17 protein-coding genes and 1 riboswitch are annotated in these 22,173 nt (G+C 67.9%); of the genes, 11 read left to right on the forward strand and 6 right to left on the reverse strand.

The window, feature by feature from the left end; all coding sequences use genetic code 11:
• Positions 1 to 87 precede the first annotated feature (87 nt).
• The gene (gene valS / locus AC1DXI_RS07555) at positions 88 to 2,706 is read right to left on the reverse strand and encodes a valine--tRNA ligase (RefSeq protein ID WP_476938083.1); all 2,619 of its coding nucleotides are present in this window, start codon (positions 2,704 to 2,706) and stop codon (positions 88 to 90) included.
• A gap of 106 nt (positions 2,707 to 2,812) precedes the next feature.
• Here valS and AC1DXI_RS07560 point away from each other — a divergent pair, with 106 nt between their 5' ends.
• The 3 genes from AC1DXI_RS07560 (at position 2,813) to AC1DXI_RS07570 (ending at position 5,268) form a co-directional block, all read left to right on the forward strand.
• Positions 2,813 to 3,202 carry a DUF488 domain-containing protein gene (locus tag AC1DXI_RS07560; RefSeq protein ID WP_476938084.1) on the forward strand — a complete coding sequence of 130 codons (390 nt, stop codon included), beginning with the start codon at positions 2,813 to 2,815 and terminating at the stop codon, positions 3,200 to 3,202.
• A 27-nt stretch (positions 3,203 to 3,229) separates the two neighbouring features.
• Positions 3,230 to 4,036, forward strand: a complete 807-nt coding sequence (locus AC1DXI_RS07565; protein WP_476938085.1) for an SDR family oxidoreductase — start codon at positions 3,230 to 3,232, stop codon at positions 4,034 to 4,036.
• Between the two features lie 182 nt (positions 4,037 to 4,218).
• Positions 4,219 to 5,268, forward strand: a complete 1,050-nt coding sequence (locus AC1DXI_RS07570) for a glycerophosphodiester phosphodiesterase (protein WP_476938086.1) — start codon at positions 4,219 to 4,221, stop codon at positions 5,266 to 5,268.
• Here AC1DXI_RS07570 and AC1DXI_RS07575 read toward each other — a convergent pair.
• Positions 5,265 to 6,326 carry an endonuclease/exonuclease/phosphatase family protein gene (locus AC1DXI_RS07575; RefSeq protein WP_476938087.1) on the reverse strand — a complete coding sequence of 354 codons (1,062 nt, stop codon included), beginning with the start codon at positions 6,324 to 6,326 and terminating at the stop codon, positions 5,265 to 5,267. The genes AC1DXI_RS07570 and AC1DXI_RS07575 overlap by 4 nt on opposite strands.
• A 444-nt stretch (positions 6,327 to 6,770) precedes the next feature.
• Between AC1DXI_RS07575 and ileS the strand changes: the two genes are divergently transcribed.
• The 4 genes from ileS to ndk all read left to right on the forward strand — a co-directional run bounded on the left by ileS (position 6,771) and on the right by ndk (position 12,465).
• A complete protein-coding gene (ileS, locus tag AC1DXI_RS07580; protein WP_476938088.1) occupies positions 6,771 to 10,157 on the forward strand; it encodes an isoleucine--tRNA ligase in 3,387 nt (1,128 codons plus the stop codon).
• A 3-nt stretch (positions 10,158 to 10,160) separates the two neighbouring features.
• Entirely contained in the window at positions 10,161 to 11,519 is a 1,359-nt protein-coding gene (locus AC1DXI_RS07585; protein ID WP_026537123.1) for a bifunctional folylpolyglutamate synthase/dihydrofolate synthase, read from the forward strand.
• Positions 11,520 to 11,522: 3 nt separating this feature from the next.
• Entirely contained in the window at positions 11,523 to 11,978 is a 456-nt protein-coding gene (locus tag AC1DXI_RS07590; RefSeq protein WP_476938089.1) for a DUF4233 domain-containing protein, read from the forward strand.
• A gap of 73 nt (positions 11,979 to 12,051) precedes the next feature.
• Positions 12,052 to 12,465, forward strand: a complete 414-nt coding sequence (gene ndk, locus AC1DXI_RS07595) for a nucleoside-diphosphate kinase (protein ID WP_018773361.1) — start codon at positions 12,052 to 12,054, stop codon at positions 12,463 to 12,465.
• Positions 12,466 to 12,614: 149 nt separating this feature from the next.
• Here the strand turns inward: ndk and AC1DXI_RS07600 are convergent, their stop codons facing one another.
• The 4 genes from AC1DXI_RS07600 to AC1DXI_RS07615 form a co-directional block, all read right to left on the reverse strand.
• Positions 12,615 to 13,103, reverse strand: a complete 489-nt coding sequence (locus AC1DXI_RS07600; protein ID WP_476938090.1) for a hypothetical protein — start codon at positions 13,101 to 13,103, stop codon at positions 12,615 to 12,617.
• Between the two features lie 173 nt (positions 13,104 to 13,276).
• Entirely contained in the window at positions 13,277 to 13,966 is a 690-nt protein-coding gene (locus AC1DXI_RS07605; RefSeq protein ID WP_476938091.1) for a dienelactone hydrolase family protein, read from the reverse strand.
• A 99-nt stretch (positions 13,967 to 14,065) separates the two neighbouring features.
• Complete coding sequence (locus tag AC1DXI_RS07610) at positions 14,066 to 14,611, reverse strand: flavodoxin domain-containing protein (RefSeq protein WP_476938092.1); 546 nt, start codon at positions 14,609 to 14,611, stop codon at positions 14,066 to 14,068.
• A gap of 166 nt (positions 14,612 to 14,777) precedes the next feature.
• Entirely contained in the window at positions 14,778 to 15,449 is a 672-nt protein-coding gene (locus tag AC1DXI_RS07615) for a vitamin K epoxide reductase family protein (RefSeq protein WP_476938093.1), read from the reverse strand.
• A 482-nt stretch (positions 15,450 to 15,931) separates the two neighbouring features.
• Here AC1DXI_RS07615 and AC1DXI_RS07620 point away from each other — a divergent pair, with 482 nt between their 5' ends.
• From AC1DXI_RS07620 to rpmA, 4 genes are all read left to right on the forward strand, one after another.
• Complete coding sequence (locus AC1DXI_RS07620; protein WP_476938094.1) at positions 15,932 to 19,192, forward strand: Rne/Rng family ribonuclease; 3,261 nt, start codon at positions 15,932 to 15,934, stop codon at positions 19,190 to 19,192.
• A gap of 148 nt (positions 19,193 to 19,340) precedes the next feature.
• Positions 19,341 to 19,438: riboswitch (TPP riboswitch) on the forward strand.
• Positions 19,421 to 21,088, forward strand: coding sequence for a bifunctional hydroxymethylpyrimidine kinase/phosphomethylpyrimidine kinase (locus AC1DXI_RS07625; protein WP_476938095.1), 1,668 nt, complete (start codon positions 19,421 to 19,423; stop codon positions 21,086 to 21,088). (Overlaps the previous riboswitch by 18 nt.)
• A gap of 402 nt (positions 21,089 to 21,490) precedes the next feature.
• Positions 21,491 to 21,799: a 50S ribosomal protein L21 gene (gene rplU, locus AC1DXI_RS07630; protein WP_018773353.1), complete on the forward strand. Its 309-nt coding sequence runs from the start codon at positions 21,491 to 21,493 to the stop codon at positions 21,797 to 21,799.
• A gap of 61 nt (positions 21,800 to 21,860) precedes the next feature.
• The gene (gene rpmA / locus AC1DXI_RS07635) at positions 21,861 to 22,124 is read left to right on the forward strand and encodes a 50S ribosomal protein L27 (RefSeq protein ID WP_009372867.1); all 264 of its coding nucleotides are present in this window, start codon (positions 21,861 to 21,863) and stop codon (positions 22,122 to 22,124) included.
• Positions 22,125 to 22,173 lie beyond the last annotated feature (49 nt).

A 22,173-nucleotide genomic window follows, 5' to 3' on the forward strand; every position in this document is an offset into this window, starting at 1 on the left:
CCCCGCGACGCCGAAGGGGCCCCGCCGGGTCAGAATTGCTTCACTGAACCGGACCGAGGGCCCCTTCGTGTTGTTTCCGCGCAGGCTTTACGCCTGGACGGGCGGCTCGGCCGGTGCCAGCACGACGTCGCTGACGGCCAGTTCACCCTCGCCGGCGACGAGCGCCAGTTCACGGGCGTTGGCCGCGGCCTTGAGGTCGGCGAGGCCGGCCTTGAGCTGGGTCGTGAGGGATTCCGAGGCCGTGATCGTCGCGGACAGCACCTCGGTGCGCTGCTTGACCTTGGCCTCGGACTTGGCCTTGCGGATGCCGCTGAGCGCGGTGCCCACCGTGGCCAGGAGGGTCGTGTCGCCGTCGACCGCGATGGCCGAGGGCCACTGGGCGCGGTGCACGGAACCGGTGCGCCACCAGCTCCAGACTTCCTCCGTGGCGAACGGCAGGAACGGCGCGAAGAGCCGCAGGAGCGTGTCCAGGCTCGTCGCGAGGGCGGCCAACACGGACGCCTGCTGCTCCTCGCCGGCCGCACCGTAGGCACGGTCCTTGATGAGCTCCACGTAGTCGTCGGTGAAGTTCCAGAAGAAGCTCTCGGTGATCTGCAGCGCCCGTGCGTAGTCGTAGCCCTCGAATGCCTTGGTCGCCTGCTCGACGACGTCGGCGAGCTGGGCCAGGACGGCCCGGTCCAGCGGGTTGCTCAGCACGGACAGATCGCCGGAAACGACCGAGTCCTCGGTGGCGCCCAGGTTCAGGACGAACTTGGAGGCGTTGAGCAGCTTGATCGCCAGGCGACGGCCGATCTTCATCTGCGCGATCTCGTAGGCGGTGTCCGCGCCGAGTTTGGCCGAGGCCGCCCAGTAGCGCACGGCGTCGGAGCCGTACTCCTCCAGCACATCCGTGGGCACAATGACGTTGCCCTTGGATTTGGACATCTTCTTCCGGTCCGGGTCCAGGATCCAGCCGGAAATGGCCGCGTGCTTCCACGGTGCGGTCTTCTGCAGCGCGTCGGCGCGGACGGCGGAGGAGAACAGCCAGGTCCGGATGATGTCATGGCCTTGCGGGCGCACATCGAAGGGGTAGACCTTGGCGAAGAGCGCCTCGTCGGTGCTCCAGCCGCCCACAATCTGCGGGGTCAGCGAGGACGTGGCCCAGGTGTCGAGGACGTCCGCGTCGCCGGTGAAGCCGCCCGGCACGTCGCGCTGGGCTTCCTCGTAGCCGGGGGCCGCATCCGCCGCGGGATCCACGGGCAGCTGCGCGTCGGACGGAACGATCGGTGCGTCGTACTCGGGGTTGCCGTCGGCATCCAGCGGGTACCAGACCGGTACCGGCACGCCGAAGAAGCGCTGGCGGGACACGAGCCAGTCGCCGTTGAGCCCCGAAATCCAGTTCTCGTAGCGGGAGCGCATGAACGCCGGGTGGAACTCGATCTCGTTGCCGCGGCCAATCAGCCGTTTGCGGCGGTCCTCGTCGCGGCCGCCGTTGCGGATGTACCACTGGCGTGAGGTGACGACCTCGAGAGGCTTGTCACCCTTCTCGAAGAAGTTCACCGGGTGCATGATTTTCTTGGGCTCGCCGTCGAGCAGGTCCGCGGCGGCCAGGAGCTCCACCACGGACTCCTTGGCACTGAACACCGTCTTGCCGGCGATGGCCGCGAAGTTGGCGCGGCCTTCTTCGGTGGTGATCCACTCCGGAGTCTCGCCGATGATGCGGCCGTCGCGGCCCACGATCGCGCGGGTGGGCAGCTGCAGCTCGCGCCACCAGGTGACGTCGGTGAGGTCGCCGAAGGTGCAGACCATGGCGACGCCGGAACCCTTGTCCGCCTTGGCCAGCGAGTGGGCCTTGACCTCAACCTCGACACCGAACAGCGGTGAGGTGACCTTCTTGCCGAACAGCGGCTTGTAGCGCTCGTCGTCGGGGTTGGCCACGAGCGCGGCGCAGGCGGCCAGCAGCTCGGGGCGGGTGGTCTCGATGAAGATCTTTTCGCCGTCTTCGGTGAAGAACGGGTAGCGGTAGTAGGCGCCAGCGACCTCGCGGTCCTCAAGCTCGGCCTGGGCCACCGCGGTGCGGAACGTGACATCCCACAGGGTGGGGGCCTCGGCCATGTACGCGTCGCCGGCGGCCAGGTTGGCCAGGAAGGCCCGCTGCGAGATGGCGCGGGACTTGTCATCGATGGTCCGGTACGTCAGGTCCCAGTCCACGGACAGGCCCAGGGTCTGGAAGAGGTGCTCGAAGACCTTTTCGTCCTCGACCGCGAGCTCTTCGCACAGCTCGATGAAGTTCTTGCGGGAGATGACGTCGAAGTCGCGCTGGTTCTTTGCGGGCTCGGCCGGGGGGCGGTAGCCGGCGTCATAGGCGATTGCCGGATCGCAGCGCACGCCGTAGTAGTTCTGCACGCGGCGCTCGGTGGGCAGGCCGTTGTCGTCCCAGCCCATGGGGTAGAAGACGTTTTTGCCGGTCATGCGCTGGTAGCGCGCCAGGACGTCGGTCTGGGTGTAGGAGAACATGTGTCCGACGTGGAGGGATCCCGACGCGGTGGGCGGGGGAGTGTCGATCGAGTAGACCTGTTCCCGGGTGGTGTCCTGGGTGAACTTGTAGGTCCCTTCCTCAAGCCAGCGCCGCGTGAGCGCCTCTTCCAGCCCCTCCAGGGCGGGCTTGTCCGGAACGTTGATGGGGGCGGTGGTGGGCGTGTCTGTACCCTGATTGTCTTCAGCCATGGGCCAATTCTTCCACTAACTGCCATCCCCTTATGTACCGGAACGCACCGGCGGCGGGTTCTCCGGGTGCGGGAGCTGCCGAAGTAACGTGAAGTAGCATGCGCAGATGGGCAATTCTGAGGGAAATTCTGCCGGAACCTTCGCGATCAAGCGCATCTATGCGGATCCTTCCGACGACGACGGCTGCCGGGTCCTGGTGGACCGGCTCTGGCCGCGGGGAGTCAGCAAGGAACGGGCCCGGCTGGAGCTCTGGCTCAAGGACGCGGCGCCGTCCCCGCCGCTGCGCAAGGAATTCGGGCACATGCAGGAGCGGTTCGCGGACTTCCGGGCGGCCTACGAGGCCGAGCTCGAAACCAACCCCGCCGTGCAGACGCTGTACGGACTCGCGGCGGAGCATGGGAAAGTGACGCTGCTGTTCGGTGCACGGGACCCGGAGACCAACCATGCCCGTGTGCTGAAGGAGTTCCTGGAGCACAGCGGCAACAGCAGGAAATGAGCCAGGCATTGCCGTTAGGGTGGTGCCATGACTGAGGGAATCCATAACGCAGGAACTGCAAATACAGCACCCGTAACCAACTCCACAGCAGCCAAAGCAGCTGTCGTCACCGGCGCCAGCACCGGAATCGGCGAGGCCACGGTGCGTGCGCTCCGCAAGGAAGGCTGGACCGTGTTCGCCGTCGCCCGCCGTGCCGACCGGCTCGAAGCGCTCGCCGCCGAAACCGGCGCCATCGCCCTTCCCGCCGATGTGACCGACGACGCCGATGTGGCCCGGCTGCTCGATGAAGTGACCCGCGCCGGCGGCATCGACACGCTGATTAACATCGCGGGCGGTGCCCGCGGCGCCGACAAGGTTGCCGGGGCCAAGACCGAGGACTGGGAATGGATGTTCCAGGTCAACGTGCTGGGCAGCATGAAGCTGATCCGCGCGTTCCTGCCCATGCTGCGTGCCTGCGGCGAGGGCACCGTGCTGAACCTGACCTCCACCGCCGGGCTCGCGGCCTATGAGGGCGGCGGCGGCTACAACGCGGCCAAGTTCGCCCAGCACGCCCTGACCGGCGCCCTGCGGCTCGAAGAGGCCGAGCACAACCTCCGCGTGATCGAGGTGGCCCCCGGGCTGGTGCAGACCGAGGAGTTCGCCCTGAACCGCCTCGGCGACCAGGACGCGGCGGCCAAGGTGTACCAGGGAGTCGAGAAGCCGCTGACCGCCGAGGACGTGGCCGATGTGGTCCGCTACGCCGTCGTCGCGCCGCACCACATCAACCTGGACCAGATCGTGATCCGCCCGGTAGCGCAGGCGGCCAACTACAAGCTGATCCGCAAGAACCAGTAGCGCGGCGGCCCGGGGCCGGCGGGCCGGGGCAGGGGCCGGGCGCGGGGGACGGGACGTCCGGCGGCGACACCGGACGTTCACCGTGGCGTGGGGCGGAGGTCAGGCTGCGATGGTCCGGAGTTGGCCGGGGTTGGGCAAGGTGGCGCATGCAACTGCACACCACCAGAGTGGAGAACTTTCCCATGCGAACCCCGACGAAGCTCGGCGCTGCCGTACTCAGCGCAGCCCTGCTCCTCACCGCCGCCGCCCAGGCAAACGCGGCCGACACGAACCCCAACGGCCAGGACAACCACTTTGACCTCGAGGCCCATCGAGGCGGCATCGGCCTGAGCGTCGAGTCAACCCTGGCGTCGTTCGCGAAGGGGATCGAGACCGGCGTCTCCACCCTTGAACTTGACCTCCAGATCACCAAGGACGGCCACGAGGTCATCACCCACGACCGCAAGATCAGCGGCCAGAAGTGCCTGGACACGGCTCCTGTCACGCCGAACGACCCCCAGTTCCCTTACGTGGGCCAATACGTCAAGGACCTGACGTTCGCGCAGGTCCGGAGCCTGGACTGCGGCACCCTCACGCTGCCCCAGTTCCCGGGCCAGGCGGCCTCGCCGGGCGCCAAGATGCCCACGCTCGCCGAGGTCTTCGCGTTGGCGGACTCCCACCGCGCCAGCCGGGTTAAGTTCAATATCGAAACCAAGGTGGAGGCAGGTGCGCCGCAGGAAACCGCGCCGCGTGAGCAGTTCGTCGATGTCGCCCTCCGCGAAATCAAGGCCGCCCGCATGCAGAGCCGTGTCTCAATCCAGAGCTTCGACTGGGGTTCATTGCGCCTGGTGCAGCAGCAGGATCCCCAGATCCGCACCGTGGCCCTGACCAACAAGGACTTCCTCCAGGCAGGCCAGCCGGGCAAGTCGCCGTGGCTGGGCGGCATCGACGCCGATGACTTCGGCGGTGACCTCGTCGCCGCAGCCTCCTCCCTGGGCTTCGATGCCATCTCACCGGTGCACGGCACGCCGCAGAACGGCGCCGTGACGGATCCGGGCTATGTTCCCTACGTCACCGCCGACATGGTCCGCCGTGCCCACGCGGCCGGCATGCAGGTCATTCCGTGGACCGTTGATGACAAGCCCACCATGCGGGCGCTCATCGGTGCCGGCGTGGACGGGCTGATCACGGATTACCCGGACCGGCTCCGGGACGTGATGGCCGAGGCCGGCATGAAACTGCCGCGCAGCTAGTCCGCCGCCGGGACGGACAACGTGGCCAGGACCGCCGCGTGGTCCGTCCCGGCCACCGGCAGCACGGCATAGCCGCTGCTGCGCACCCGCGGGCCGGTCACGATGTGGTCGATCACCACGCCCGGCAGCGGGGGCCCGGCCATGGGCCAGGTCGGCACCAGCCGCGCCAGGGCGGCGGCGCCGGCGTCGACGCGGGGGCCATCGGGCCCGCTGCCGTCCGGGCCCTGAAGGATCTGGCGGAACTCCGCGTGGTCGAGGGTGGCGTTGAAGTCGCCCAGCAGCAGCATGCTGCCGGGACGGGCAGCAAGGCGGCCCAGGGCAGCCAATTCGCTCCGCCACTGCCCGGCCCGTCCCCACACAGGAGCCTTGGTGTGCACGTTGGTCACGGTGAGGGGGGCCGGCCGGCCGCCGGCGTCGAGCTCCAACTGCACCGTGGGCATGTGGAAGGCGGAACCGTCCACGGAGTCCACCGGAATCATCGGGCGGGAGGAATACATGGCGCCGCCGCCCGCACCGTCCCTCGAACGGCTGATCCGGTGCGGAAGCAGCGCGCCCAGCCCCTCCGCGTCCAGCCGTTTTTCCAGGGCCGGCGAGAGTTCCTGGACGGCAAGGAACCCGACGCCGTTTTCACGCACCAGCCGGACCACTTCCGCGGCGTCCGCCTGGCCTTTCCAGGCGTTGAGGCTCATGACCGTCAGTTCCGCCGCCGGTGCCGGGGCTGCGGCCTGTTCCTGGCCTGTGCTCTGTTGCTCGCCATGCGGCGGATCCGCCTCCCGGGCCAGGAATCGGTCAGCCACCCGGTCCGGCGGGAACAGCCACAGCAGCTGGAGGGCCAGGAGGGCGCCGGCCGGGAGGACCGCCCAAGGACGCCGCCCCGGCAGCGCGAGCAGCAGGGCCGCGCCGGCGGGGAGCACGAACCAGGGCGTGAAGGCCACGAGCTGGACCACAGGGGCCGGCCACGGCGCCGGGACCGCCCGGAAGATGGATACCACCGCAACGGGCGCGGCGCACAGGGCAGAGGACACGTGCCACCGCCGGCTGGCGCTGCGGCGCTTCACGGGTAGGCCCGGGGCGGCCGGGGGACGGTCATGGCAAGAGTCTATGCAGTCGGACCGCCGGCGTCGCCCCTCACAGCGGAGTTTGCCGCACCGGGAAACGCAGTGTCACTGCCCGTCTCTGCGTTTGGGGCAGTGAAACACAGTGATTCTCCGGTACCATCGACGTAGCAGCTTTGACCCGGCCATCACCGGTGAGCTTCCGGAAGAACACCCTCGCGGGCGGTGGAGACTCAGTCGCACACGCACGCAATGGCAAGTAGAACCGGACGGGTAAGCCCGTCACAGCAGTAATGAGCGGCCGACGCCGGTGCAGCGCCCTTCGCGAAGGGGAGAGGACCGGTGGCGGTAAGTGAGGTGGTACCGCGGTTCGTGGTGTCGGAAGACAACAGGGCCGTCCTCGCATCCTGAATGCATGTGTTCACCAGCTCAACCCAGGATGTCGAGATGACTTATTACCCCAAGGCCTCCGCCGCAGGCGCCGGCTCCACCACCTCTGCGTCAAACGCAACTTCCAACACAGTTTCCAACACCTCCGGTGTGTCTGCCTCCGTGAAGTTCCCGGAGATCGAAGAGCGCATCCTCAAATACTGGGACCAGGACGGCACCTTCCAGGCGAGCATCGACCAGCGGGATGCTGGTCAGGACGGGTCCAACGAATTCGTCTTCTACGACGGCCCGCCCTTCGCCAACGGCCTGCCGCACTACGGCCACCTCCTGACCGGCTACGCCAAGGACCTCGTGGGCCGCTACCAGACCCAGCGCGGCCGCCGCGTGGAGCGCCGCTTCGGCTGGGACACGCACGGCCTGCCCGCCGAGCTGGAAGCCATGAAGCAGCTGGGCATGACGGACAAGACCCAGATCGAGGCCATGGGCATCGACAAGTTCAACGACGCCTGCCGTGCCTCCGTCATGAAGTACGCCGACGAATGGAAGAGCTACGTCACACGCCAGGCGCGCTGGGTGGACTTCGAGAACGACTACAAGACGCTCAACGTCGAATACATGGAGTCCGTGCTCTGGGCCTTCAAGCAGCTGCACGAAAAGGGCCTGACCTACAACGGCTACCGCGTCCTGCCGTACTGCTGGAAGGACGAGACGCCGCTGTCCAACCATGAGCTGCGCATGGACGACGACGTCTACAAGAACCGCCAGGACCAGACCGTCACAGTCACTTTCCCCATCACGGCGGGGGAGTCGGAGCTGTCCAGGCAGCTCGCCGGGGTGCAGGCACTTGCCTGGACCACCACGCCCTGGACGCTGCCGACCAACCTGGCGCTCGCCGTCGGGCCCGACATCAGCTACGTGGTCCTGCCGGCCGGCCCGCACGGGATCAAGGCCGCCGCGGCCGACGCCCCCGTCACGGGCAGCTTCCTGCTCGCCGCTGACCTCCTGGGCGCCTACGCCAAGGACCTCGGCTACGGCGACGGGGCCGAGGGCGCCGCCGCCGCGGAAGCCGCCATCACCTCCCGCCACACCGGCGCCGAACTCAACGGCCTGAGCTACGAGCCGCTTTGGGACTACTTCCACGACGCCGAAAAGTACGGCACCGAGAACGCCTGGCGCTTCCTCGTGGCTGACTACGTCACCACCACCGACGGCACCGGCATCGTCCACCAGGCCCCCGCCTACGGCGAAGACGACCAGAAGATCTGTGAAGAGGCCGGCATCCCGGTGGTCCTCTCGGTCGACGAGGGCGCAAAGTTCCTGCCGCTCTTCGGCCACGGCGACCTCGCCGAAATCGCCGGACTGCAGGTGTTCGAGGCCAACAAGCCCATCACCCAGGTGCTCCGCGCCCAGGGCCGCCTGGTCCGCCAGGCGAGCTATGAGCACAGCTACCCGCACTGCTGGCGCTGCCGCAACCCGCTGATCTACCGCGCCGTGTCCTCCTGGTACGTCGAGGTCACCAAGTTCAAGGACCGCATGTCCGAGCTCAACCAGGACATCAACTGGATCCCGGGCAACGTCAAGGACGGCCAGTTCGGCAAGTGGCTCGCCAACGCCCGCGACTGGTCCATCAGCCGCAACCGCTACTGGGGCAGCCCTATCCCCGTCTGGCAGTCCACGGACCCGGACTACCCGCGCACCGACGTCTACGGCTCCCTGGCCGAGATCGAGGCCGACTTCGGCCGGCTGCCGCTGAACAACGACGGCCAGGTGGACCTGCACCGGCCGTTCATCGACGAGCTCACCCGCCCGAACCCGGATGACCCCCGCACCCCGGAAGAGGGCCAGTCCGTGATGCGCCGCGTCGAAGACGTCCTGGACGTCTGGTTCGACTCCGGGTCCATGCCCTACGGCCAGGTCCACTACCCGTTCCAGAACGAGGAATGGTTCGACACCCACAATCCGGCGGACTTCATCGTCGAGTACATCGGCCAGACCCGCGGCTGGTTCTACATGCTCCACATCCTCTCCACCGCGCTGTTCGACCGGCCGGCCTTCCGCAACGTCATCAGCCACGGCATCGTGCTGGGTTCGGACGGGCAGAAGATGTCCAAGAGCCTGCGCAACTACCCGGACGTCTCCGAGGTCCTGGACCGCGACGGCTCCGACGCCATGCGCTGGTTCCTGATGTCCAGCCCGATCCTGCGCGGCGGCAACCTCGTGGTCACCGAGCAGGGCATCCGCGACGGCGTCCGCCAGGTCATCCTGCCGCTGTGGAACGTGTACAGCTTCTTCACGCTCTACACGAACGCCGCGGGTGCAACCGGTGGAAAAGCGTCCGGCTACGACGCGAAGCTCCGCTACGACGGCTACGCCGACACCCTGGACCAGTACCTGATGGCCAACACCGGGGACCTGGTCCGGAACATGACCGCCCAGCTGGACAGCTACGACATCTCCGGCGCCTGCGACGAGCTGCGCAGCTACCTGGACATGCTCACCAACTGGTACGTCCGCCGCAGCCGCCAGCGCTTCTTCGACGAGAGCGTTGACGCCTTCGACGCGCTCTACACCGCGCTGGAAACCGTCACCCGGGTGGCCGCGTCCCTGCTGCCGCTGATCTCCGAGGAAATCTGGCGCGGCCTCACCGGCGGGCGCTCCGTGCACCTGGCCGACTGGCCGGACGCCGGACTGTTCCCGGCCAACCCGGGCCTGGTCGAGGCGATGGACCGCGTGCAGCAGATCTGCTCCACCGGCTCCTCGCTGCGCAAGGCCGCGAACCTGCGCGTGCGCCTGCCGCTGCAGGAACTCACGGTCGTGGCGCCCGGCGCGGACGCGCTGGGCGGATTCGCCGCCGTCGTCGCCGATGAACTGAACCTGCGCTCGGTCCGCCTGCTTGACGCCGAGAACGCCTCCCCGGAGGAGTTCGGCATCGAGCAGAAGCTCGTGGTCAACGCCCGGGCCGCCGGCCCGCGCCTGGGCAAGAACGTCCAGCAGGCCATCAAGGGCTCCAAGTCCGGGGACTGGTCGGTCAGCGACGCCGGGGTGGTCACCGCCGGCGGCCTTGACCTCGAGCCGCAGGAGTACACGCTCGAAACCGTCGTGGCCGAAGCCGCGGAAGGCGAAGGAGCTGGTCCTGCCACAAGGGCGGCCGCCGTCCTTCCCGGCGGCGGGTTCGTGGTCCTCAACACCGAGGTCACCCCGGAGCTGGAGGCTGAAGGCCTGGCACGTGACATGGTCCGCGCCATCCAGCAGGCCCGCAAGGACGCCGGGCTCAATGTCAGCGACCGGATCAGCACGTCCGTCACGGCGAAGCAGGACGTCGTCGAGGCACTGCTGGCCAACGCGGAACTGGTCAAGACCGAAACCCTGACCGTCGAGCTGGAAACCCTGGCGGCCGACGTCAAGGACCCGCAGGTCAGCGTCGCCAAGAAAGTTGGAGCCTAAGCCATGACCGACGAATTCTCCGTGGAAAGCGTCTACGCCGAGCTCCTGGGCCGGGCGCCGGAAAACAAAATGGAGCCGCGGCTCGCCCCGCTGCACCGGGCGATGGAAATCCTGGGGGAGCCGAACAAGGCGTTCCCGATCATTCACGTCACCGGCACCAACGGCAAGACCTCCACGGCCCGGATGATCGAGGCAGGGCTGCGCGCCCACGGCCTGAGCACCGGCCGCTACACGAGCCCGCACCTGTCCAAGGTCACCGAGCGGATCAGCATCGACGGCGCCCCGGTGCCGGATGAGACGTTCGTCCGGATCTGGGACGAGATCCGGCCCTACCTGCAGATCGTGGACGGCGAACTCGAGGCGGCGGGCCAGCCCCGGCTGACCTACTTCGAGTGCCTGACCATCCTGGGCTTCGCGGTCTTCGCGGACCAGCCGGTCAACGTCGCGGTCATGGAAGTGGGCCTGGGCGGCATCACCGACGCCACGAACGTCGGCGACGGCCAGGTGGCCGTGATCACCCCGATCTCCCTGGACCACACCGATTTGCTGGGCGACACCACCGGGGACATCGCCTATGAGAAAGCCGGCATCATCAAGCCCGGCGGCTTCCTCATCAGCGCGGCGCAGCCGGTCGACGCGGCCCAGGTCCTGCTGGAGAAGGCCAAGGAGGTCAACGTGCCGTTCCGCTTCGAGGGTGTGGAGTTCGGCGTTGAATCCCGCACCGTCGCGGTGGGCGGCCAGATGGTGACCATCCAGGGCATCGCGGGCCGCTACGAGGACCTGCTGGTACCGCTGCACGGCGCGCACCAGGCCGAGAACGCCGCCGTCGCCATTGCCGCGCTGGAAGCGTTCTTCGGCGGGGAAAAGGCGATCGACGCCGAGATCCTGCAGGAGGCCTTCGCCTCCGTCACCTCCCCGGGCCGGCTCGAGGTGGTCCGCACCGCGCCGACCATCATCGTGGACGCCGCCCACAACCCGGAGGGCATCCGGGTCTCCGCCGAGGCCATCCACGAGGCCTTCAACTTCACCAAGCTGGTGGTGGTGGTCGGTGTGCTGCGGGAAAAGGACGCCGAGGAGATCCTGCGCCAGCTCAAGGAATCCCTGGGCGGGCTCGCCACCGAATACTGCTTCACCCAGTCCAACTCGCCCCGGGCCGTCCCGGCCGAGGACCTGGCCGAGATCGCGGTTGACCTGGGCTTCGGCGAGGAGAACATCCACGTCGCCGAGAAGCTCGACGACGCCCTCGAATGGGCCGTGGAACGTGCCGAAGCCGACGACGAGCTCGCCGGCGGGGTCCTCGTGACCGGCTCGATCACGCTCGTCGCGGACGCCCGGATCCTGCTCGGAAAGGCGGACGCGTAAGCGATGGCGAAACTCACCAAAGCCCAGCGCGAATGGCGCCCGGGAATGCCCAAGAAACGACGTTCCACGAAGGTCATGTTCGCCTCCACGGTCCTGTTGCTGGAAGCGTTCGTGGTGCTCTTCGGGACACTGGCCGTTTTTGGACTGCACCGGAACGAATACCCTGCGGCCCTGGTCTTCTCGGTCGGGATCGGCCTGTGCCTGGTCTTCGTCTTCACCTGCGCGGTCCTCTCGAAGCCTTGGGGAGTGGCCCTGGGCTGGATCCTGCAGCTCGTGCTGATCCTGAGCGGCATCGTGGAACCGGCCATGTACCTCGTCGGCGCGCTCTTCGCCGTGGCGTGGTGGTACGGGATCCGGACCGGCATCCGGATTGACCGCGAAGCCGCCCAGCGGGAGCGCGAGCAGGCTGACTGGGATGCCGCCCACCCCCAGGGCCGCGCGCCCGGAAACAACGCCTGACCGTCCATCCCGGGCACCTGGCCCGAACCCCGTAGACTTGACCCGAATCCCACCCCAACACATTGGAGCAGCTGTGAGCATTGAGCGCACCCTCGTCCTGATCAAGCCCGACGGCGTCGCCCGCAACCTGTCCGGCGCCATCCTGAGCCGGATCGAAGCCAAGGGCTACACCCTGGCCGAGCTCAAGAAAGTCGACGCGAGCCGCGAACTGCTGGAGCAGCACTACGAGGAGCACGTCGGCAAGCCGTTCTACGAGCCGCTGGTTGAGTTCATGCTCAGCGGCCCCGTGGTCGCCGCGATCTTCGAGGGCCACCGCGTGATCGAGGGCTTCCGCACCCTCGCCGGCACCACGGACCCGACGACGGCGGCACCCGGCACCATCCGCGGCGACTTCGGCCGCGACTGGGGCCTGAAGGTACAGCAGAACCTGGTCCACGGCTCGGATTCGGCGGAATCCGCCGAGCGCGAGATCAAGATCTGGTTCTAGCCCAGGTTTCGGGACACCCTCAGCACCGAGGGGACAGTTAAGGCCAATGTTCGCACGCGTTCATTGGCCTTAACTGTCCCGCCGCGATCTGGCACCTCGCGGCGGAGGGGTTCGCTGCCTGCACCGGGCCTTCCGGGTCCGGTGCCCTCTCAACGGCTGGCGAGCCGCAACAGATTCGAGAACTGACGGGACTGCATGACCCAGTGCGCGGGCTCCAGCATGGCAATGCTCATGATGGGTTGCAGCCATTGTGGCCGTAGCGACCAGTACCCGCTGACGACCAGCCGGGTGCGCTCAGCAGGGGCCTCCCGCAACTCGAATCCCCAGAGCGAGTCAGTGTAATAGCGCGGCCCGGTTCGTGCCGGGTCGAATGGACGCCCCCGGAGATCGACCGACATCCGCAGGCCCAGGAACCTCTCGGGTTCAAGCGCCGCGACCGCCCACCACTCGCTGCCGTCGGGCTTCGCCGCCAGACGGTCACCGATGGCGATGTCCTGCCACTCCGGATGGATGCTCTCTGCGCTGCGGCGCCCGAAGTTGTCGAGACGGTCCCAGCTGTACCAGCCGGCGCGATCCGTTCCCATCTGCACCAGCCAGGGCCACACGCGGGAAGGGGGCGCATCGATGGTGACGGCCATGGTCGCGCTTCGGGTGCTGCCCGGAATCAACCCGGCGCCCGGGTAAGGTCCCCGCGCTTCGTCAACGGTCGCACCCCAGCGAAGCAGGCGTGGCCGCACAACGGCCAGGTAGCCGGTGGTGAAAACGGCCACGGCACCGGCTGCCAGCAGGGATCCCCTCGGTGCAGGGTGCATCATCGCGCTTCCCCCTCAGGGGTGGTCAGGTGTTCCCGGAAGAAGCCGAGGATGCGCAGGCGCGCGTCCTCGGCGGAGGGCTCGTGGTAACCGGCAGCGACCAGCTTCGCGAGCAACTTGTCCCCGAACGTGAGGTCCGACGGGCCATGCCTGTTGAGGAATCCGTGACCGGCGTCGGGATAGACCTTGATGTCATGGTCTATTCCGGCCTCGGCGAGCAGCGGCTCCAGACGGGCCGGGACCTTGCGCACTCCGGGCCAGCGGTCCCTGCCGCCGTAACTGCCAACGATGGGGCAGGCGCGGGGCATTGCACGGGCGGTTTCCTCATCGAGTCCACCGTAGTTGACGCTTGCCGCGGCGAAGTCATGGTCCGGGGCCAGCATGAGGGCGAACCCGCCGCCCATGCAGAAGCCGATCACGCCGATCCGGCCGGTACAGCCGTCCTGTCCGGCCAGCCAGGCGCGGGTGACGTCCAGGTCGCCGAGGGGCCGCCAGCCGCGGATGAGGGACCACAGGCAAGTCGCCCTGCTGCCCCAGTAAAACAAGTCGGGCGCCACGGCGAGGAACCCCTCGCTGGCCAGCCAGTCGGCCTGGCCTCTGGTGTCACGGCTCAGGCCGAGTGCGTCATGGATGACGACGACCCCGGGCCACGGACCGGCACCGGCCGGCGTCGCCGCGTAGGCAGGCATGTCCCCTCGTTCGGTGCGAATCCTCACAACCGTCATGGGGCCTCCCGGGCACGCTCCCCCCGCCAGGCGGTCGGACCGGACTGTGCAGTCTCGATGGCATTATCCTGTGATGCTGCCTGAAGATGTGGACGAAGCAGGTTTTGCGAGTTGGTCCGTAATCTGATCCGTCCAGTCGTCGACAGCCGCCCAGTCCCGCAAATCCCCAAAACGGCCGCCGACTAGCCGGAACACCATCCGGAGCGGTGCCGGCATCTGGCCGGCCTGGTAGACGCCGGAGAAGATTTTGTGGTCCCGAAGCGGAACTTCCTTGTTCAGGACTTCGGCCAGACGTTCCTGTTGCAGGGCCGCGCCGCGACGGCGAAACGGCTTGGGCAGCGCATCCGCCATGCCTACGCTGAAGGCCCAGACGGGTCGATTGGCCAGCTCGCGGGCATGGTGTTTGAAGAACAGCAAAGCCGGGGGCAGCCAGGCCTGGTTGTGGATGGCGCTGCCGACGACGACAGCCTCATAGCGGGAGACAGCCTCGACTTCCTCCACGGACCGGCACTCCACCTCGCCCAGTGCAACCGCCATCCGGGACGCCATATGTTGGGCTATCTCCCGGGTGGACCCCAAGGCGCTTGCATAGGCAACAAGAACAGTCACGATGAAGCCTCCTGTCTTCCTTTCTCCAGCCTTCTCCAACCTGTGCGTGCGGGGTCGTGCCATAAGTCCCGACATGGGCCCGGACCATGTCACGGAGATGACAGAAAAGGCCAATGCTCAGCGCGAGCATTGGCCTTAACTGTCACCTCGGTGCGGTGGAGGGCGCTCAGTAGCCGGAGGTCCCGATGAAGACCTGGATGAAGGCGAAGAAGATCGTCGCGATGACGGCGACGTACAGCAGCGCCGTAATGATCCAGCCGGAGTCGCCGATCACCTTGGCGGGGCCGGCAGGCAGCGCAATCACGCCGTGGGAGACGTTCCGGACGCTCACCCAGACGAACAGCGGGATCATCACGGCCCAGACGATCATGCAGAACGGGCACAGGATGTGGATGGAATACAGGGCCTGGGACCAGAGCCAGACCACGAACGCGAAGCCCAGCGTCACGCCCGCCTGCAGCCCCAGCCAGTACCACCGGGCGAACCGGGCGCCGGCGAGGATACCCATGGCCGTGGTGATGATCACGGCGAAGGCGACGATCCCGATGAACATGTTGGGGAAGCCGAACACGGAACTCTGCGGTGTCTGCATGACCTGCCCGCAGGAGATCCATGGGTTCACGTCGCAGACCGTGACGTGGTTCGGGTCCTTCAGGACCTCCAGCTTCTCCAGCACCAGGGCCCCGGATGCGAGCCAGCCGATGACACCGGTGATCAGCAGGAGCCAGGCGAACGGGCGGTCGCGGGTCATCGGGGGAAGGGACCGCTCCGCGGGCGCCGGGCCGGAACCCGGTTGGTGCACGGTCGCGTCGCCGGCAGTGCTGGAGATGCTGGGCATGGAAATTGAGTCCTTTTTTAGTCGTCTTGACCGGGTGCTTCTTGCCCCGATTGTAACGCCGCAGGCTGAACAGCGCCGGAGAATGGCCCCGTCCGCCGTGCCCGGCCGCATCTGATGCGCTTCCGGCCCCGCCTACGCCTGCTTTGACGGCTCCTGTGAGACAATGATCGTGGCTGGAACCCGATCCACATCCGGATTCCGGTCCGGCGATTTTGTTTCAAGACCGCCAATGATGAGCAGGGAGCTGCGGATCCTCTGATTCCAGCTGTCCCGCAATGCCATTGGACGGCACCTGGTTGTGGCGTGCAAGTCAACGGGTTCCAAAACAATCTCGCCGGCCCTCCAGGGCTGCCGCACCCCACTGCCGGTGCGAACCTGAGGGTATCCAATTGACTTCTGTCAATGCCTGCGGGTGTTGACGCATATTTGCCCCAAGGGGCGCCGAATGTGGCGGCGCATCAGGGGCAGGAGTGTCGCCACATATGGATAATGACCAGGTTGTAGCCGGAAACGAAGAAGTAGCAGTCGCCGGGGAAGCACAGGGAACTGCGGAAGCAGAGGCTCCGGCAGCGCCGAAGAGGGCCGTCCGGACCCGCCGGAAGGCGCCCGTCGCCAAGGTCAACGCCGCGGAGGCTGCGGAGGCTGTGGCCGAAGCCGCCGCCTTGGCCGACGCGGCCGGCTCAGATGAGCCCGTCCGGGGCCGCCGCAAGGCAGCCAGCGTCGAAGCCGCCGCACCCGAAGCAGCCGTATCTGAAGTAGCCGCATCTGAAACTGCCGCACCTGACACTGCGGCCAAGGCGCCCGCGCGGCGCACCCGGACCCGGAAAGCTGTAGCCGCCCCGGAACCGTTGCCTGCCTTCGCCGGCGACGCCGAAGCCGGCGCACCTGCCGCGGCTGAGGCCCCCGCAGCAGCCGGCACTGACGCAGCTGCCGCCGCAGAAACGGTTGCGGAGACGGTTGCAGAGAAGCCGGTCCGGCGCCGCGCCAGCCGTGCCAATGCCGCCCCGAAGGCCGAAGAAGCACCCGCTGCAGTACTCCCGGCTGAAGAAGCCGCCGCTACGGAAGCACCCGCTGCGGACGCCACCGCAGCCCAGCCCGCCGCAGCCCAGCCCGAAGAGCCGGAAGCCCGGCCCGAGGAAAGCCCGGCCGCGTCGCTGTTCATGGAACCGGGTGCCCTCACTTCCGTGATCTTCCAGGCCCCGGACCTGAGCACCGTGGTGCGTCAGGCCCCCGTCGCCGCGGCAGCAGCTGAGCCCGAGGACGAAGAAGGCGACGAGGACGAGGACGCCGGCAACCGCCGTCGGCGCCGCAGCCGCGGCCGGCGCGGCCGCACCCGCACGTCTGCCGAGTCCGACACCGAGACCGAAGGCACCGAGGAGGGTGATGAAGGCTCCGAGGTGATCCTCGAAGACGGTGTGACCTCCCGCCGCCGCCGCCGCCGTCGTCGCGGTGACCAGGACCTGGAGCTGACCGGCGGGGAAGGCGACGATCCGCCCAACACGGTGACCCGCGTCCGTGCGCCGCGGGCGATGGCCGAGGCGCCGGTCAACAACCGCGTCACGTCCGTCAAGGGCTCCACCCGCCTGGAAGCCAAGAAGCAGCGCCGCCGCGAATCCCGCGACACCGGCCGCCGCCGCACCGTCATCACCGAGGCCGAGTTCCTGGCCCGCCGCGAGTCCGTGGACCGCCAGATGATCGTCCGCCAGCGCGACGACAGAATCCAGATCGGTGTCCTCGAAGACGGCGTCCTCGCCGAGCACTTCGTGTCCAAGACCCAGCAGGATTCCCTGATCGGCAACGTGTACTTGGGCAAGGTCCAGAACGTGCTGCCCTCCATGGAAGCCGCTTTCGTCGACATCGGCCGCGGCCGCAACGCCGTGCTCTACGCCGGTGAAGTGAACTGGGAGTCCGTCAACCTCGAGGGCAAGCAGCGCCGGATCGAGAACGCGCTGAAGTCCGGCGACTCCGTGCTCGTCCAGGTCACCAAGGACCCGGTTGGCCACAAGGGCGCCCGCCTCACCAGCCAGATCTCGCTGCCCGGCCGGTACCTCGTGTACGTGCCCGGCGGTTCCATGACCGGCATCTCCCGCAAGCTGCCCGACGTCGAACGCAACCGCCTCAAGCGGATCCTCAAGGACCGCCTGCCCGAGGACGCGGGCGTCATTGTCCGCACCGCGGCCGAGGGTGCGTCCGAGGAAGAGCTGACCCACGACATCAACCGCCTCCGCGCGCAGTGGGAAGGCATCGAGAGCCAGTCGACGTCCACCAAGATCCTCGCCCCCGAGCTGCTCTACGGCGAACCTGACCTGACCATCAAGGTGGTCCGGGACGTCTTCAACGAGGACTTCTCCAAGCTGATCGTCTCCGGCGAGGAAGCCTGGGACACCATCGAGGCCTACGTCACCTACGTCGCACCGGACCTCGTGGGCCGGCTCGAGAAGTGGACCAAGGACACGGACATCTTCGCGGCCTGGCGCATCGACGAGCAGATCCACAAGGCCCTGGACCGGAAGGTCTTCCTGCCCTCTGGCGGTTCGCTCGTGATCGACCGCACCGAAGCCATGACCGTGGTGGACGTCAACACCGGCAAGTTCACCGGCTCCGGCGGCAACCTCGAGGAAACCGTCACCAAAAACAACCTGGAAGCGGCCGAAGAAGTCGTCCGGCAGCTGCGCCTGCGCGATATCGGCGGCATCATCGTGATCGACTTCATCGACATGGTGCTCGAATCCAACCGCGACCTCGTGCTGCGCCGCATGGTGGAGTGCCTGGGCCGGGACCGGACCAAGCACCAGGTGGCCGAGGTGACCTCGCTGGGCCTCGTGCAGATGACCCGCAAGCGGATGGGCACCGGGCTGCTGGAAGTCTTCGGCGAGCAGTGCGAAACGTGTGCGGGCCGCGGCATCGTCACCCACGACGAGCCGGTGGAACACCGCCGCGCCAACACGGTCGCCGCGGAGCACTACGTGCCGCGCACCGAGGCGCAGCCTGCTGCCCGCACGGAACGCAAGAGCCGTCGCCGCGGCAGGGGAGGCCAGGGCGCGGAGACCGCGCCGGCCGCACCCGCACCCGCCCACGCCGAGCCCACCGAGGCCGAACGCCACGCCAAGGCCGAAGCCACCCGTGCCGCGCTGGCCAACATCGCTGCCGCGGCGCACGCCGCGCACCTGCACGACGGGGAGGCAGCCGCAGCCAGCGACGCCGGGGCCCGCCAGGCCGCCGTCGACGCCGTCACGCAGCTCGCAGCCGCCGACGAGGCAGCCGGCCGCCCCGCAACGGTGCTGACGTTTGGCGGCGAGCAGGTGGCCCTGCCCTTCGTCGAGCACGCCGAGGACGCGCCGTCACCTGCCCTGACCCTGGACCTGCTGACCGAGGCCTTCGCCAACCTGGGCGAGGCCGAGGCCGGCAAGCAGGCCGAGGACTTGACGGCCGGCCAGGCAGCGGCTGTTGCCGCCCCGGAAGCCACGGCGCCCGAGGCGCCGTCGGCCGTGCGCGTTGCGGAGGCGCCGGCGTCACGCACAGCCGACACCACGCGCGGCCGCCGCGGGCGCCGCAACCGGAGTGCAAGCCGCGCCCAGGGCGCGGCCAACGAAACCTCCGTGGAACACCGCGAGGCAACCCGGCCGGCCGCGGCCGGATCGGTTCACGAGGCCAAGGCTCCCGCTGCGGCCAGGCCTGCGTCCGTCCCGGCCGGCAACGAGCCGATCATCCTCGGCGTCGGCGTGCCGGCGTCGGAGCTGTAGTCCTCCGCGACTGACCACGTCCCCGACCGGTCACCCTTTCGACTGGTCGGGCTGCGGGTCCGGGTCCAAGCGGGCGTAACAAACGTCCGCCCAGGCCCGGGCCCGCCCGTGCGTTAACGGGGCCACAGGGTGGCAGCGGCTAGGCTGGAACACTGACACGGGGTGCCGGGCATCGGGCCGGCTGAGATCCAGACCCGTTGAACCTGTCCGGTTAGCACCGGCGAAGGGATGTCTGCCTTGTCCGCGAGATCGAATCCGTCCGAGTTCCTGCCCGGCGAGTTTCTGCCGGCCAATTTTCTGCACAGCGAGCCTCTGCCGGCGCCGCCGCGCATTCCCCGCGTGCTGGCCATCGCCGGCTCCGATCCCTCCGGCGGGGCCGGAATCCAGGCCGACCTGAAGAGCATCGCGGCGAACGGCGGCTACGGCATGGCCGCCATCACCGCCCTGACAGCGCAGAACACCCAGGGCGTGCGCGCCGTCCACGTCCCCCCGGCAGCGTTCCTCACGGCGCAGCTGGACGCCATCAGCGACGACATCGGCATCGACGCGGTCAAGATCGGCATGCTCGGTGACGCGGCCGTGATCGACGCCGTCCGCAGCTGGCTGGAAAAGGTGCGCCCCGCCGTCGTCGTCCTGGACCCGGTGATGGTCGCCACCAGCGGTGACCGGCTCCTGCAGGAATCGGCCGAGGCCGCCCTGAAGTCCCTCCTGCCGCTGGCGGACCTCATCACGCCCAACCTCGCTGAACTCGCCATCCTGCTCAAGGAACCCGTCGCGGCCGACTGGGCCGAGGCCCTGGCGCAGGGCAAGCGGCTGGCCGCCCTGACCGGCACCACCGTCCTGGTTAAGGGCGGCCACCTCCAGGGCGGCGAGCCCGGGGACTCCGACGCCGCCGCCGCAGGCAACGACGCCGCGGACGGCTGCCCGGATGCGCTGGTCAACACCGGCGGCGTGCTCGGCCAGGAAACGGTGGTGGTGCCGGGGGAGCGGATCGCGACGCGCAACAGCCACGGCACCGGCTGCTCCCTGTCCTCGGCCATGGCCACCGTGCAGGCCCGGGTGGGGGACTGGGAAGCGGCGCTGCGGGAAGTCAAGCCGTGGCTGCTGGGCGCGCTCCGCGAAGCCTCGGTCCTGGACGTCGGCACCGGCAACGGCCCGGTCCACCACTTCCACCACCTGCAGCAACTCCAGGACGGGCAGCAACTCCGCGACGGGCAGTGCCGCCCGGCCGGACACGTTCCGGCAGCGGGGGAGTTCGCCGCAGCCCTGCGCGCAGGAGCCGCGGGCGATCTTGAAGCCATCTACGCCCTGGACTTCGTCCGCGGACTGGCCGACGGGTCCTTGCCCGAGCACGAGTTCGCGTACTACCTCGCCCAGGACGCCATCTACCTCAACGGCTACTCCCGGGTCCTGGCCCGGGCCGCCGCGATTGCCCCCACCGAGGCCGAGCAGCTGTTCTGGGCCCGCTCGGCGCAGACCTGCCTGGAAGTCGAATCCGAGCTGCACCGTTCCTGGCTCAGCACCCGCCCCACGGACTCCACCCTGGGCCCGGTCACGAAATCGTATGTGGACCACCTGCTGGCCGCCTCGGTGTCCGGCAGCTACGGGGTCCTCGTGGCGGCGGCACTGCCGTGCTTCTGGCTCTACGCCGAGGTCGGTTCCACGCTGCACCGGGAATTCCTGGCCGGCGGCGCCCCCGGGGAGCACCCCTACGCCGACTGGCTGAAGACGTACGCCGATGAGGACTTCGCCGCCGCGACCCGGCAGGCCATCGCTTACACGGACACGGCGGCCAGGCGGGCATCGGAGAGCGAGCGGGTGGCCATGGCGCTGGCTTTCCGGCAGTCATCGCGCTACGAAGTGGACTTCTTCGACGCGCCGCGGCTGTACGCCTGACACGAGCTGGCCCGGACTACCGGTACGATGGTGGGGCACGGTTCCGGAAGTCGTTGCGGCAACACAGCTCAGGATGGTCAAGATCCCGGCCAAGAACATTGGCAGGGTCTTTGCATCAGGAGGTTGTGGCGCCTATCACGGACTACCCGCCGGAACCAGCCTCATTTGCGGCCGAAGGCAAAATTAGCGTATTCTAGATCTTCGGTGCTTACGCCAACACTTGGGTTATGACCCTGAGAACAGTCCGCTTGGAATTCCAAATGGATTTGTTCCGGGGATAGCTCATGGGTTCCCCCGGGGAATCCACCGGCGTTGAGGCACAGCGTGAGCCGGTCCAAACAATTTGGCCCCTGGTTCCGCACGCAAATCTAGTAATAAACGTCGAGAGAAGTGAGTTCCCCAGTGGTGTACGCGATTGTCCGCGCAGGCGGCCGCCAAGAGAAGGTTTCCGTTGGAGACTTCGTTACCCTGAACCGCGTCCCCGGTGGAGCCGGCAGCACCTTTGAGTTGCCCGCACTGCTCCTGGTGGACGGTGACAAAGTCACGTCTGCTGCTGCGGACCTGGCCAAGGTAACGGTTACGGCTGAGATCCTCGAAGACCTCCGTGGTCCGAAGATCGTCATCCAGAAGTTCAAGAACAAGACCGGTTACAAGAAGCGTCAGGGCCACCGTCAGGAACTGACCAAGGTCAAGATCACCGGTATCAAGTAACTCTTCGTTACTGTTCAGGTTCCAGCAGATTCCCCAGAATTTTTGAAGGCAGGCATTTCAAATGGCACATAAAAAAGGCGCGAGTTCCACTCGCAACGGTCGTGACTCCAACGCCCAGTACCTCGGCGTCAAGCGCTTCGGTGGCCAGGTAGTTTCCGCAGGCGAGATCATCGTCCGCCAGCGCGGCACCCACTTCCACCCGGGCGCCGGCGTAGGCCGCGGCGGGGACGACACCCTGTTCGCCCTGACCCCCGGTGCTGTCGAGTTCGGCACCCGCCGTGGTCGCCGCGTTGTGAACATCGTGGCTGCTGCAGCTGCAGAGTAACAATAAGTTCTAAATCGGTGGGGCGGGCCATTAGGTCCGCTCCACCGGT

The organism is Arthrobacter sp. P1_H7, assembly GCF_056405215.1.

Bases quoted from the DNA above. Each gene is read 5' to 3' on its own strand.
- AC1DXI_RS07625 (WP_476938095.1), top strand. From the start codon at position 19,421: ATGTCTGCCTTGTCCGCGAGATCGAATCCGTCCGAGTTCCTGCCCGGC.
- AC1DXI_RS07620 (WP_476938094.1), top strand. From the start codon at position 15,932: ATGGATAATGACCAGGTTGTAGCCGGAAACGAAGAAGTAGCAGTCGCC.
- AC1DXI_RS07590 (WP_476938089.1), top strand. From the start codon at position 11,523: ATGGCGAAACTCACCAAAGCCCAGCGCGAATGGCGCCCGGGAATGCCC.
- AC1DXI_RS07570 (WP_476938086.1), top strand. From the start codon at position 4,219: ATGCGAACCCCGACGAAGCTCGGCGCTGCCGTACTCAGCGCAGCCCTG.
- AC1DXI_RS07605 (WP_476938091.1), bottom strand. From the start codon at position 13,966: ATGCCTGCCTACGCGGCGACGCCGGCCGGTGCCGGTCCGTGGCCCGGG.
- ileS (WP_476938088.1), top strand. From the start codon at position 6,771: ATGACTTATTACCCCAAGGCCTCCGCCGCAGGCGCCGGCTCCACCACC.
- AC1DXI_RS07600 (WP_476938090.1), bottom strand. From the start codon at position 13,103: ATGGCCGTCACCATCGATGCGCCCCCTTCCCGCGTGTGGCCCTGGCTG.
- valS (WP_476938083.1), bottom strand. From the start codon at position 2,706: ATGGCTGAAGACAATCAGGGTACAGACACGCCCACCACCGCCCCCATC.
- rpmA (WP_009372867.1), top strand. From the start codon at position 21,861: ATGGCACATAAAAAAGGCGCGAGTTCCACTCGCAACGGTCGTGACTCC.
- AC1DXI_RS07615 (WP_476938093.1), bottom strand. From the start codon at position 15,449: ATGCCCAGCATCTCCAGCACTGCCGGCGACGCGACCGTGCACCAACCG.
- AC1DXI_RS07565 (WP_476938085.1), top strand. From the start codon at position 3,230: ATGACTGAGGGAATCCATAACGCAGGAACTGCAAATACAGCACCCGTA.
- AC1DXI_RS07560 (WP_476938084.1), top strand. From the start codon at position 2,813: ATGGGCAATTCTGAGGGAAATTCTGCCGGAACCTTCGCGATCAAGCGC.
- AC1DXI_RS07585 (WP_026537123.1), top strand. From the start codon at position 10,161: ATGACCGACGAATTCTCCGTGGAAAGCGTCTACGCCGAGCTCCTGGGC.